The sequence below is a fragment of the Domibacillus sp. A3M-37 genome, from assembly GCF_024213455.1.
GTDB classification, from domain to species: Bacteria; Bacillota; Bacilli; order Bacillales; family Domibacillaceae; genus Domibacillus; species Domibacillus tundrae.
This window is the reverse complement of record NZ_JANAVL010000001.1, coordinates 310,949-324,385: the sequence shown is the minus strand read 5'-3', so window position 1 is coordinate 324,385 and position 13,437 is coordinate 310,949. Positions and strand designations below refer to the sequence as shown.

The 13,437-nt window shown below is 42.9% G+C and carries 13 protein-coding genes; all 13 read left to right on the top strand.

The annotated features are described in order from the left end of the window. The first annotated feature begins 11 nt into the window (after positions 1–11). The gene (locus NLX67_RS01720) at positions 12–614 is read left to right on the top strand and encodes an alpha/beta hydrolase (RefSeq protein WP_254310127.1); all 603 of its coding nucleotides are present in this window, start codon (positions 12–14) and stop codon (positions 612–614) included. A 115-nt stretch (positions 615–729) separates the two neighbouring features. Further along, positions 730–1,011: an AbrB/MazE/SpoVT family DNA-binding domain-containing protein gene (locus NLX67_RS01715; RefSeq protein WP_046178229.1), complete on the top strand. Its 282-nt coding sequence runs from the start codon at positions 730–732 to the stop codon at positions 1,009–1,011. 65 nt (positions 1,012–1,076) lie between these two features. After that, the gene (locus NLX67_RS01710) at positions 1,077–1,898 is read left to right on the top strand and encodes an undecaprenyl-diphosphate phosphatase (RefSeq protein ID WP_046178230.1); all 822 of its coding nucleotides are present in this window, start codon (positions 1,077–1,079) and stop codon (positions 1,896–1,898) included. Positions 1,899–2,388: 490 nt separating this feature from the next. After that, the gene (gene hflX, locus NLX67_RS01705; RefSeq protein ID WP_254310480.1) at positions 2,389–3,657 is read left to right on the top strand and encodes a GTPase HflX; all 1,269 of its coding nucleotides are present in this window, start codon (positions 2,389–2,391) and stop codon (positions 3,655–3,657) included. 28 nt (positions 3,658–3,685) lie between these two features. Then, positions 3,686–3,922 carry a hypothetical protein gene (locus NLX67_RS01700; protein WP_046178231.1) on the top strand — a complete coding sequence of 79 codons (237 nt, stop codon included), beginning with the start codon at positions 3,686–3,688 and terminating at the stop codon, positions 3,920–3,922. A 108-nt stretch (positions 3,923–4,030) separates the two neighbouring features. Then, the gene (locus NLX67_RS01695; RefSeq protein WP_046178232.1) at positions 4,031–4,486 is read left to right on the top strand and encodes an SRPBCC family protein; all 456 of its coding nucleotides are present in this window, start codon (positions 4,031–4,033) and stop codon (positions 4,484–4,486) included. A gap of 36 nt (positions 4,487–4,522) precedes the next feature. Then, a complete protein-coding gene (locus tag NLX67_RS01690) occupies positions 4,523–6,085 on the top strand; it encodes an AMP-binding protein (RefSeq protein WP_254310126.1) in 1,563 nt (520 codons plus the stop codon). A 28-nt stretch (positions 6,086–6,113) separates the two neighbouring features. Beyond that, a complete protein-coding gene (locus tag NLX67_RS01685) occupies positions 6,114–6,905 on the top strand; it encodes an enoyl-CoA hydratase/isomerase family protein (protein ID WP_254310125.1) in 792 nt (263 codons plus the stop codon). Positions 6,906–6,980: 75 nt separating this feature from the next. Then, complete coding sequence (locus NLX67_RS01680) at positions 6,981–8,234, top strand: benzoate/H(+) symporter BenE family transporter (protein ID WP_254310124.1); 1,254 nt, start codon at positions 6,981–6,983, stop codon at positions 8,232–8,234. 265 nt (positions 8,235–8,499) lie between these two features. Continuing rightward, positions 8,500–9,270, top strand: a complete 771-nt coding sequence (locus NLX67_RS01675) for a response regulator transcription factor (RefSeq protein WP_254310123.1) — start codon at positions 8,500–8,502, stop codon at positions 9,268–9,270. 34 nt (positions 9,271–9,304) lie between these two features. Next, on the top strand, positions 9,305–10,408 hold the full coding sequence (locus NLX67_RS01670) for an XdhC family protein (RefSeq protein WP_254310122.1): 1,104 nt from the start codon (positions 9,305–9,307) through the stop codon (positions 10,406–10,408). After that, complete coding sequence (locus NLX67_RS01665; protein WP_254310121.1) at positions 10,405–11,010, top strand: nucleotidyltransferase family protein; 606 nt, start codon at positions 10,405–10,407, stop codon at positions 11,008–11,010. The genes NLX67_RS01670 and NLX67_RS01665 overlap by 4 nt, the downstream gene beginning before the upstream one ends. Before the next feature lie 3 nt (positions 11,011–11,013). Next, a complete protein-coding gene (locus NLX67_RS01660) occupies positions 11,014–13,434 on the top strand; it encodes a xanthine dehydrogenase family protein molybdopterin-binding subunit (protein WP_254310120.1) in 2,421 nt (806 codons plus the stop codon). Positions 13,435–13,437: the final 3 nt, after the last annotated feature.

The window sequence follows — 13,437 nt, the reverse complement described above, 5'->3', positions numbered from 1 at the left end:
GTGGAGGCAACGTGAAATATTTATTTCAAAAGGGATCAAATAGCCGTGTGCTGCTTTTGCTGCACGGAACGGGTGGAACGGAGCAAGACTTACTGCCGCTTGCCGAAATCATTGACCCGAATGCATCTGTTTTGAGTGTCAGAGGAAACGTACTTGAAAATGGCATGCCGCGGTTTTTCAGACGGCTGGCGGAAGGTGTATTTGATGAAGAGGATTTAGTTTTCCGAACGAATGAATTAAATGAATTTTTACATGATGCAGCGAGCGAGCATGGTTTCGATCGGAATGAAGTGATCGCAATCGGCTACTCGAACGGTGCTAACATAGCGGCAAGCCTGTTGTTTCATTATGAGAATGCACTAAAAGGCGCAATTCTGCATCATCCGATGGTGCCGAGACGCGGTATTAAACTGCCGGATCTGCAAGGCGTGCCGGTTTTTATTACTGCTGGAAAAAATGACCCAATTTGTCCTGCTATGGAAACGGACGATTTAAAGCAGCTGCTGGACGGCGCCGGTGCCAAAGTGGATGTTCATTGGGAAATGAATGGCCATATGCTGACAGGCACGGAAGTTCAGGCAGCCGCTGAATGGTATAAACAGACACTATCTTAATAAAAACCAGAGAGAAGCATGCCTTCTTTCTGGTTTTTTTATTGAATTATCGTGTTTTGACAGTGAAAAGGGAATGTGAAATAGTAGAATTATCATAAATAAAAAGAGGTGGCTTATGATTCAAGTGAAAGCAAAACGCATAGTGGACGGGCAAGGGCGGGTCGTATTGCCGAAAGCGGTGCGTAAAAAGCTGGACATTCAACCGGAGGATCGTGTGATAGTGAAAGTAAAACAAGATGAAATTGTCATTAAAAAACACGTAGACCAAGTAGAAGAAGAGAAGGTTTGCTATGTCACAGGGGTCGCCTCAGCAGAGTGCCAGCCATTTAGCGGCGGCATTGAATTAAGTAAAGAAGCAGCGCTCCTTCTTCTGGAAGAAATGAAGTCTAAACAGTAAACAATTGGCGTATAGTTAAAAGTATGCTAATTTAAAGAGTGGAAATCGAATGAAGGAGAACTAAAATGGATTTTATCACTCTACTAAAAGCAGTTATTCTTGGCCTTGTCGAAGGGCTTACGGAATTTGCTCCGGTCTCGTCCACGGGACACATGATTATTGTCGATGAGATGTGGCTGCAATCACATCAGTTTTTGGGAAAGTATGCGGCTAATACGTTTAAAATTGTCATTCAACTCGGATCGATTTTAGCTGTTGTCGTAATGTTTCGAAACCGATTTATTGATTTACTGGGTTTGAAAAAAGAAACACGCGGGCAGGAGGGGCGTCTTCGGCTGACACACGTTCTTGTTGGCTTGCTGCCAGCTGGAATACTAGGTGTTTTGTTTGAAGATTTTATTGATGAACATTTGTTTTCAACAGAAACGGTATTGATTGGTCTTGTTATCGGCGGGTTTTGGATGATTGCTGCTGATTTGCTCGGACGGAATAAACGGACAGTGGAGACAGTTGATCAAATTACATACAAACAGGCCCTTACTGTCGGGATCATTCAATGCCTATCGCTTTGGCCGGGCTTTTCACGATCTGGTGCTACGATCTCAGGCGGTGTTATGCTTGGCATGAGCCACCGGGCAGCGGCGGACTTTACCTTTATTATGGCTGTCCCGATTATGGCTGGAGCCAGTTTCATTTCACTGTTGAAAAATTGGCAGTATTTTACGATGGACGCACTGCCGTTTTTTGTTATTGGCTTTATCAGCGCATTCATTTTTGCGCTTATCTCGATTAAATTTTTCTTGAAACTTATTAACCGTGTAAAACTGATTCCATTCGCCATTTATCGAATTGTGCTGGCGGCGGTCATTTATTTTATCTTTCTTTAAACGGAGACACTTGTCTCCGTTTTTTTATGTGGAATAATTAACTATGCTTGTATAATGCGAGAAAATCGAAAGAAGTGGTATGATAGGTTTCATTACGCAGAAGACGTGAACAGCAGAAGAAGCAGCGAAGCGGATTGGCGGAGGGCTGCAAAAAGAAAAACTCGGCGTTCTTTGATTTTTCGACGTCAAAAAAATTAAATGAAAAGGGCTCGATTCCGATCAATCATATAAGATTTTAGAGGTGTACAATCCTGCGGAAGAGAAAAAGGTATTATATAAGTTGACCTTATCACTTTTCCTTCTGCTTTTGTGTGAGCGCCGTTTTGGATTGCTGCTGACGATACAGTGCAAGCAATTGTTAAAAATGCAGAAGCAAATATAAAAGCGGTCATTGACTGAGTTTGATTTAGGGAAAGCGGGCATGATAAAATTACAGCACGAATGGATCCCGCAGGCAGCTGTCTGCGGTTTTTTCACAATGGAGGTTTATATGAACGAAACAAAAATCGAACAGTTAAAAGGAATTACAGCCGGTGTCAATACGGACAATGGCGACGACTTTCTTTATTCAATGGAAGAATTGAAGAATTTGGCCGAAGCGTGCGGCATTGATGTGAAAGGTGAGCTGACACAAAATTTGCCGCGTGTCCATTCGGCGCTTTATATGGGAACCGGGAAAGTGGAGGAATTGAAAAACCTTGCTGAACAGATGGAAGCGGACGTTGTCATTTTTGACAGCGAACTGTCGCCGTCGCAAATTCGTAACCTTGAAAAAGAACTCGACTGCGAAGTCATTGACCGGACGATGCTCATTTTAGACATTTTTGGCCGGCGTGCAAAAACGAAAGAAGCGCAGCTGCAAGTGGAGATGGCAAGGCTTCAGTACATGCTGCCGCGTCTTGTCGGCACGTATGTGGCCCTTGGACGGCAGGGGGGCGGATCAGGTTTTAAAAACCGTGGTGCCGGTGAAACAAAGCTCGAGCTCGACCGCCGGAAAATCGAATCGAAAATATCCTATTTGCGCAAAGAACTGGCAAAAATTTCTGAACAGCGGACGGTGCAGCGCAGACAACGGCAAAAAAATAATATGCCTGTTGCCGCGCTTGTCGGTTATACGAATGCAGGGAAATCGACGGTCATGAATGCGATGCTCCAGACACATGGCGGAGACGGAGCGGAAGTATTTGAAAAAGATATGCTGTTTGCGACACTTGATACATCCGTCCGCAGTATCGAGCTGCCAGATAAAAAAGAATTTTTGCTTGCCGATACCGTTGGATTCGTGAACAAGCTGCCTCACCATCTTGTTAAAGCGTTTCGTTCAACACTTGAAGAAGCGGCGGAAGCAGATGTGCTTGTCCATGTGATTGACGTATCAAGCTCTCAGTTTGAGACGATGATGGACATTACCGAAAAAACACTCGCCGATATTGGCGCAAAAAACATGCCGGTTATTTACGCGTACAATAAAGCCGATCTTGCTGGCATTGAGTATCCGGAAGCAGCCGGTGATTCGGTTTATTTATCCGCAAAAGAGCGGGCCGGTATTACGGAGCTGACCGATGTGCTGAAGCGTCATTTATTTAAAGACTACGTTCGCGCTACATTGCTTATTCCGTTTGATGAAGGGGAGGTGGTTTCTTATTTTAATGAACATACCGCCGTTCTTAAAACGGAATACGAGGAAAATGGGACGAAGCTGACGGTAGAGTGCAATCAGGCAGATTATGAAAAATATAAGTCATTTATTGTGAAATAATGAACCAGTACGTCTTTTGAGTGCTTTTGTGAGTGTAAAGAAAATAAAAGGTGATATGTTAGGCAGCAAGAGTCCTGTTTTCATACAGGATTTTGCTGCCTATTTTTGGGTACAGCCACTTTCGGATATAGGAAAAGGAAATTACTTCACGAACGGAGCTCTTTTTAGAAGAAGGGGTATAAGTAAAAATTTTCTTATTTGTCCTTCAAGAACTTTTTTTGAATATTACAATAAAGATTTTAAAAAAACAAAAGCAATATTTTAAAAATATAACCTTTATGAATGCGTTATCATTATTTTATGAACTGAAAACGCTTTCTTAATATAAGCATTCATTTTGATAAACACCTATTTAGAAAGAGGAGGATTTTATATGGAAGGAAAAGGAAAGATTTCGTTGCCGGCAAGTGTTGAACAATCATGGGATGTGCTGATGGATCCCGAGGCATTAAAAAATAGTATCATGGGCTGTAAAAAACTTGATGTGATAGCAGAAAATAAATATGAGGCAGACATTTCAATGGGAGTAGCTGCTGTAAAAGGGGATTACTTCTCAACGATTGAATTAACAAATATTCAAAAGCCAGAAAGCTACCGAATGATTATTAAAGGGGATGGAGCTTCAGGGAGCATCGAAGCGATTGCGGATGTAAGCCTGGAAGCAGTAGATGAAACAAAAACGATTCTTCATTACTCATATGAAGCAGAAGTTGGCGGGAAAGTGGCAATGGTTGGCCAGCGTATGCTTGGCGGAGTTGCAAAGCTTGTGATTAAAGATTTCTTTAAGAAATTTGAAAAAGAATTAAAAAAAGTAGAGTCAAGTCGCTAATTATTATATCAATCGGCAGAAAGGGGCGCTTTTTGAATGAAATTAGGAACAATGTTGAATTTTGCTGTTAAAAGATATCCAGACCATATCGCTTTAGTTCAAGATGATAAATCTTACACGTATACTCAATTAAATGCAGAGGCGGAGAAGGTGGCGGCTTCTCTGCAGCACATGAACATTCAAAAACAGGATCGCGTTGTTGTTATATTGAAGAATCGAATCGAAAATATCATGATTTATTGGGCGTTGCAAAAAATTGGCGCTATTTATACGCCATTGAACCACCGTTTATCCGCAAAAGAAGTGGAATACTGTGTAAGTGACGCTGAAGCGAAAGCGGTTGTATATGAAGCAGCAAGCCGGGCTTCTGTACTTGGCGCAAACTTAAAAGATAAACCGATTTTGATCGGGATTGAAGACGGGGACGGTGTGGACATTTCTTATCCGGAACTGGTAGAAAAAAGCCCGGGGAGCTACGAAAAACCAGATCTAGATGAAAATGATATTTCGCTCATGCTTTACACATCAGGAACAACAGGGCGTCCAAAAGGGGTTCCGAGAACTCACCGCAATGAATACGCGGCAGCGATGGCACACATTGTTCAAAACCAATACCAACTATGGGAAAGCACTCTTGGGGTCATGCCGCTTTACCATACAATGGGTGTGCGTTCGCTTCTTTCAATGACATTCTTAAATGGAAAGTTTGCCCTTCTGCCAGACTTTGATTCAAGAGATGCGTTATCGATTGTAGAAAAAGAGAAAGTCACGTCTTTATATTTAGTTCCTACTCTTTACCACGATATGTTAAATCACGCTGAATTTCATAATTATAACCTTTCAAGCCTTAAAAAAATTGGCTACGCGGGTGCAGCGATGACAACGACACTCGCTAACCAGTGTGTAGAGTTATTAAAACCGGACATTTTTGTGAATCATTATGGCAGTACGGAAGTATACACATTCACGATTTGCCCTGATGTACACAGCAAGCCTGGAAGTGCAGGGAAACCGGGAATTCATCAAGAAATCCGTTTAGTAAAACCTGATCCGGATGGTCTTTCTACCCCTGATGATGTTGTCGAAATAAAAGAACCTGGTGAAATTATCGTAAACCTGGAATCCATCGAAGCGTTTAAAGGGTATTGGAACCGTCCGGACGCGACAAGTAAAGCCATTCGAGATGGCTGGTATTTCACAGGTGATATCGGTTTTCTTGATGAAGACGGGGATTTATTCGTCGTCGGCCGTGTAGATGATATGGTTATTTCTGGAGGGGAAAACATTCATCCACTTGAAGTGGAAGATTGTCTCGCGCAACATCCGAAAGTATTGGAAGCAACGGTTATTGGGGAACCCGACGGTCGCTGGGGACAAATTGTTTCTGCTTATATTATTCCGAAAGATCCTACTGTAACGGCACAGGAGTTGGATGAGTTTTGTAAAAACCATCCCAACATGTCGAATTTCAAAAGACCTCGTAAATATACATTTGTAAAAGAAATACCAAAAAGCCCAGTCGGCAAAATTTTACGCAGAAAATTGCGCGATGGGGAGTTTGTAGAAGTGAATGATTCAAATGAAGCAGTCAGTCAATAAAATTTAATTTCAAATGGGGGACGAAAAAATGTCGGTTACGGAACAAACATACGACCATATTCGAATTGAGAAAAACGCAGAAAAGAAAACAGCAGAAATTATCTTTGACCGCCCGGAGAAAATGAACTACATCAGCATGGCAGGAAGAGACCAGCTCGGCGGCATTTTTGATCTGCTAAATGCAGATGATGATGTTCGTGTTATCATCCTAAAAGGAGCAGGTGACGTTTGTTTCTGTGCCGGAGGAAGCATTCCGGAATTCATGACGACACATCAGGAAAAATTATCTCATTTAGCGGATAATGTAGCAGCACCTGAGCGTTCGCCGAAGCCGGTTATCGCGCAGCTGCAGGGGTATACATTTGGCGTTGGCCTGGAGCTTGCGATGGCGTGTGATTTCCGAATCGCAGCGGAAGACACGCTGATGGCGCTGCCGGAAATGAACCTGGGGATGATTCCGGGAAGCGGTGGCACACAGCGTATCGCGAAGACTGTAGGGTTAACACGTGCGAAAGACATGATTATGCGCGCGCGCAAAATTCCGGCGGATGAAGCCTACCAGTGGGGCCTTATAACAAAAGTGGTGCCGAAAGCGGATCTTCAGGCAACAGTAGATTCCTTGGCGGAAGAACTCGTTCAATTCTCTCCTGTTGCACAGCGTGTAGCGAAAGAAGTCTTGAATGCATCGGAAGAAAGCCCGCTCAGCGCCGGCCTGAAAATTGAAGGAAAAGCATACGGCCTTCTCCGCACAACAGAAGATTTCAAAGAAGGCGTAGATGCGTTTGTTGAGAAAAGAAAGCCTGTATTTAAAGGAAAATAAGAACGTGTATTCACCGGCTGAGCATCGCCGGTGATTCACTTTTTCTGAAAAATTGAGATAGAGGGAGTGAAGACAGTGAAGGATAATCATGAAACTTCAGGAAAAATGAAAGGGTTTTCAAATAGTTTCAATATAAATACAGTCAGTGCTGGGACGCTCGCAGCTATTTTTGGCTGCACAGGTCCAGCTCTGATTATTATTAATGGTGCGACAAACGGGGGGCTGACACAAGCGCAGACTATTTCCTGGCTATTCGCTGTCTATTTTTTTGGAGGACTAATTGGACTATTTCTCGGACTCCGTTATAAGCAGCCGATTGCGGGCGCATATTCTATTCCTGGCGCTGTCCTTGTAGCAGGAGGATTAACTAACTTTTCTTTAAGTGATGCCGCCGGCGCTTATTTAGCGGCAGGAATTATAGTATTTGTTTTAGGAATTACAGGTGTTATTGGTAAAGTAACGAAATGGATCCCAGTTCCAATAGTTATGGCGATGATTGTAGGAGCGATGATTCGATTTGGAACAGATATGATTCTTTCAGTCGAACAGGCACCTCTGGTTGCTGGAACAGCCATCCTTGTATATCTTTTTTCAACCCGTTATATAAAAAAGGTTCCGCCTATTTTATCGGCATTTTTAGTTGCAGTTATATTATCTATTTCAACGGGACAATTTCAGGTACAAGAAATGGATTCGGCTTTCAGTCTTCCGCAAATGCTCTTTCCGACTTTTAACCTTGATGCGATTATTTCAATTGGGATTCCGCTTGCGCTGCTCGTTATTGGTGCTGAAAATGCACAGGCAACCGGTGTATTAATGGCTCAAGGTTATAAGCCGCCAGTGAACGCCATGACCATTATCAGTGGTATTGGCGGGATTGTAACATCCTTTTTTGGAGGACATAATGCGAACATTGCAGGTCCGATGACAGCGATTTGCTCATCAAAAGAAGCAGGTGAAAAACAAGGAAGGTACGCGTCGGTTATTGTGTGTGGCGTGCTATTTTCCGCTTTCGGTCTATTTGCAGGTGTTGTACTGCCCTTTGTAACGGCTATGCCAAAAGTATTGATCGGCACGATTGCAGGGCTGGCAATGATTGGTGTTTTGTTAAATTCATTGCAGAGTGCATTTGCGAAACCACGATTTCAAATCGGTGCTTTTTTTGCTCTTGTCATTGCCATGTCAGGAGTGAGTTTTTTTGGTGTAAGTTCTCCTTTTTGGGCAATATTAGGAGGTATTGCCGTATCCTTGATTATTGAGAAAGTGGATTTTGCAACGATCAGCAATGATCAAGAAGGACAAGGTGGAGAGGACGAAATATCTGCATAAATGAATATTTTATTATTTCAATAACAAGCTGAAGCTCTTAGTTTATCATAAGAGCTTCTTTTATTTGGAAAATAAATAAATACAGCAATAAATTGAGAACAAGTTGTGGAAAGGTCGAACCACAACTGGTAAGGTAAATAGACAGGGAAGGTGATAAATATTTATAAAAAGTTCCTTAAAATTTTAAAACTCAAGACTAGTTTGTTTTTTTATAATGAAGCTACTTTAAATAAAAATATCCGGCAGGCAGGGGTTGAGAGAGACAATGGCTGAGTTATTAATTGTAGATACCGATTACAGATCGATCAATGACATTCGTCAAATTGTTGAAAACAGCGATTATAGTTTTTTACGCATTTACCAGGCGAACACAGCACAAAAAGCATTTGATATCCTCAAACAATCCCAGCCGAGTGCCCTGCTGATGGATGTCTCTCTTCCCGATATGGATGGTATTGAATTTGCCAAGACAGTTCTTCAGCTTTACCCGGATATGCCTGTCATCGGGATTAGCGGGTTGAAGATGTTTGAGATTGTTCAAAGTGCAATTAATGCAGGGGTTTCAGGGTATTTGTTGAAACCGCTTTCTAAGGGTGAGCTTTTGAACACATTCGATCGTGTTTTAAAGTCTGTTATTAAAAAAGAAATGAATCAGACTGTAAGTCAAGATAGATTTGAAATGGATCTTCGAAAGCCGATTCAAAGTGCGGTTCAATATATTCAGCTTCATTACAATGAAAGCTTAACGCTCAAAAACATTTCGGACAAAGTGTATTTAAGTCCTTCTTATTTCAGCAAGTCATTTAAAGAAGAAATGAAAATGACATTTGTTGAATACTTGTCCTGGATTCGCGTTCAAAAAGCAAAAAGTATGCTGCGGATGACCTCACTGCCAATTGATGTTATTGCGAATAATACCGGTTTTGCCAATTCCAGTTATTTTGCGACGACCTTCAAAAAAATAGAAGGGCGAACACCTACACAATACCGGGAATACTTTTACTTGGAACGAACAAAAAATGCACAATTAAAGTAATGCGATTAAATCTGCAGCCCAAGGAGGGATTACCGTGCTGACAATCATCGATGAGATGTTGAGATGTGACCGGGAAGCAAAAAAAGGAATTTTAGCAACAATCATCAATGTTCAAGGGTCCACCTATCAAAAAGAAGGAGCAAAATGCTTTCAAGCCGAAGACGGGGGCCTGATCGGCTTATTAAGCGGCGGTTGTGTTGAAAGCGATATCATTGAGCATGGCCGTGAAGTACTGGCAAGCGGTATTCCGAAAACGATTCATTATGATTTTCGGGATGAAGGAGATCAAATTTGGGGACTTGGTGTAGGATGCAATGGGGCACTGGACATATTTATTGAGCTATACGATCCTGCTGTCCAGCCTGAAAAATGTGACTATATGAAAAAGGTTTTTACAGCGAAGTCTCCATTTTCGATCGCTACAATAACAAAAGCAGAAAATCCAGAAACATTGGGGGGAAAATGGATTGTAAACAATGAGCAGGAAGAAATCTTTGGCGGCTCTTTGTCACTTCCTGACAATGTAAGAAAAAGAAAACCAATGCTTACAGCTCTTAATGCCGACACGGAAATATTTTTAGATTATATTGATCCTGTTCCTGAATTAATTATTTTTGGAGCTGGACCGGACGCACTGCCTCTTGTAAGGACAGTAAAAAACTTAGGCTGGACGGTCAAAGTAGCGGATCATCGCCCGGGGTATGTTACAAAAGAAAATTTCCCGATCGCAGACGAACTCTTTCACGCACGTCTTGGGGAAAAACCGAATGTTTCATTACATGAGAATGCATTTGCGGTTATCATGAGCCATCACTTTGAGCAGGACCAAGCCATGCTGGGTTTTCTTTTGCAGTCTAACATCCGCTACATCGGCGTGCTCGGTCCTTCAAAGAGAACGAAACAGCTGTTAAAACCGCTGCTCGATCGCCATACAGTCGAATCGCTTCGTCTCGACCGTATTTACAGTCCAGTTGGAATCGATATCGGTGCTAAAAGCCCAGAAGAAATCGCGTTAAGCATGGCAGCTGAATTGATTAATATATACCGCAGTGGCAACGCCGTCCACTTAAAGGAAACAAAAGGTGAAAGTCTGATTAATGATTCGAACGAAACAAAACTGCATGTGCTGGCAACATGAAAACGGGCGTTGCAGGTGTTATCTTAGCCGCAGGTTTGTCAAAAAGAATGGGACGTCCCAAAATGATGCTTCCATATAACAAAAAAACAATCGTCCGTCATGTAATCGATGCAGCGCTCCGATCCCGATTGGACAGCGTACATGTTGTCATTAATCCGCAAATTGAAGGACTTCTTCAGGAAGTGTCCGTTGATGGTGTAATGAAAGTGATATCAAATGATTCCTTTCATTTAGGCATGTCCACTTCTGTTAAGAAAGGAATTCTGGCTATGCCGCACCATGCGGAAGCAGTGGTTTTTCTTCTGGGTGACCAGCCCGGAATCAGTGAGCAGGTTATTAATCAAGTAATAGGGACATACCAAGCTCATGATAAGCCGTCTATCGTTCGTTCCGCTTTTTGGAATGATGAGAAAGGTCATCCTGTTTTATTTAAAAAAATCATGTTTAAGCACCTTTTAAAAGCGGAAGGAGACAGCGGCGGGAAAGCGGTTCTTCAAAGGTTCAGCAGCGAAATCGTTTATGCTGAATTGAATCAGGCAAACATTCCGGATATTGATACTCTTGAAGATTATGAAGTGTTGGTAAAAGAAAAAGGAGGGTGAAGCATGACAAACGTAATTGGAAAATCAGCAACACGGGTAGAGGATAAACGGCTGTTAACAGGCCAGGGAAAATATATCGATGATCTGGGCACAAAAGTGAGCACTGGGCACGCGGCTATTTTACGGAGCTCGCATCCGCATGCATATATCAAATCAATAGATAAAGAGGCAGCCTTAAAAATGCCGGGAGTAAAAGGGATTATTACAGGTGAGGACATACGCGGTCTTGTAAAACCTTTCAGTGTGGGTGTTATGGCGCCTGTAGAGTATTATCCGCTTGCGATTGATAAAGTGCGGTATGTCGGAGAGCCCATGGCCATTATTGTGGCAAAAGACCGGTATGCAGCTGAAGATGCGCTTGAAAAAATCAAAGTTGTGTATGAGGCGCTGCCCCCTCTTGTCGGTATTGAAAGAGCGCTGGAAGAGGATGCACCTATATTGCATGAAAATGTTGGATCGAACATTGCCAATCATCGTGAATTCAATTATGGGGATGTCGACAAAGCTTTTGAGGAAGCGGACCGTATTGTTAAACATAAATTTAATTTTCCGAAATATACAGCAACGCCAGTTGAAACATACGGTGTGGTTGCAGAATATGACCCTGCGCATGATCAATACACTGTGCAGGCCAATTTCCACGGCCCGTTTGTTATTCATTCCATTATGGCGCAGGCACTTCAAATTCCAAGTAACAAATTGAGAATTATTGTGCCGAAAGATATCGGCGGCAGTTACGGGATCAAGGCTGGAATTTTCCCTTACATCGTTCTTTGCGGACTGGCAAGCAAACTGATTGGCTGTCCGGTGAAGTGGATTGAAGACCGGCAGGAGCATCTTTCCTCAAGTGCGAGCGGGACGGACCGAGTGACGTATATCGAAGCGGCTGTTGAAAACAGCGGCAAAGTAACAGGTCTTCGAATGAAGATGATTGATAACGTAGGTGCCTATATCCGCGCACCGGAGCCGGCTTCCCTTTACCGCAATCATGCCAATTCAACAGGCGCATATGATATTCAAAACTTACATATCGATGCGTATGCAATTATGACCAATAAGTCACCGACAGGCTTAATTCGGGGTTATGGGGGCCAGGAGCTGTACTTCCCGTTAGAGCGCATCATGCAGGAAGTGGCAAAAGAGCTGAACATGGATCATGCAGATGTGATCCGCAAAAACTTGGTTAAAGAAGCCCAATTTCCGTATAAAACGGCTTCAGGCGGTACGTATGACAGCGGAAATTACGAGAAATCATTTGAATTAGCTCTTGCAACAGGGAAATATGAAGAGTTCAGAAAAAAACAGGAAGAAGCGCGTAAAAACGGCAAAATACTGGGTGTCGGTCTCGCATGTATCGTTGAGCCGTCCGGTTCGAACATGGGATACATTACCGTCGCGTTAACGCCGGAAGAAAGAGCCGGTTCACTGCCAAAATCAGGCGCAGCAGAAGCGGCGACGGTCTCAATGGATCCGCTTGGCAGTGTGAATGTCCGAATTAGCACGACGCCATCAGGGCAGGGGCATGAAACCGTTGCAGCACAAATTGTTTCCGAAGTGTTAGGTATTCCGCGCGAACAAATTAATGTTGTCGCTGAATTGGATACATCAACAAGTGCCTGGTCGATTGCATCCGGCAGCTATTCGAGCCGGTTTGCGTCATTGGGGTCGAGTGCGATTTATTATGCGGCGCATAAAGTCCGTGCAAAATTATTTAAGATTGCAGCGGACCAGCTTAACGTAAAGGAAGCGGACCTTGAACTGGAAAAAGGATCGATTTTTGTTAAAAATAATCCGGACAAAAAGTTTTCTGTAAAACGTGCAGCTGGTCTTGCACACTGGCATCCAACTTCATTGCCTGATGGAATGGAGCCGGGAATCTATGAAACATATTATTACACAGCTGACGTGGCCCAAGCGCCGAATGAGCAGGATATGATTAATTCATCTGTGACATACGGCTTTGTTGCTGACATGGTGACGGTTGAAATTGATCCGGATACAGCGGAAGTGAAGATCATTGATTACTTTACTGTTCACGATGCCGGCAAGCTTTTGAACCCACTTATTGTTGATGGGCAAATTATGGGTGGCCTTGCACATGGATTGGGCGGTGCTTTATATGAAGAACTCGCTTATGACAAAAACGGCCAGTTTTTAACCGGTTCATTTATGGATTATTTATGCCCGACAGCTCCGGAAATTCCAAACGTGACGATTAAACATACAGAATCACCATCTCCTCTTACGCCACTTGGGGCAAAAGGTCTTGGAGAAGGAAATACAATGAGTGCGCCGGTTGCTGTTGCCAACGCAGTCAGTGACGCACTTGCTCATCTCGATATTATGATTGATGATCTGCCGTTAAGTCCAACACGCATTTGGAAACTAATGGGCGAAGCAAAAGAAAAAGTAACAACACCTTAAACA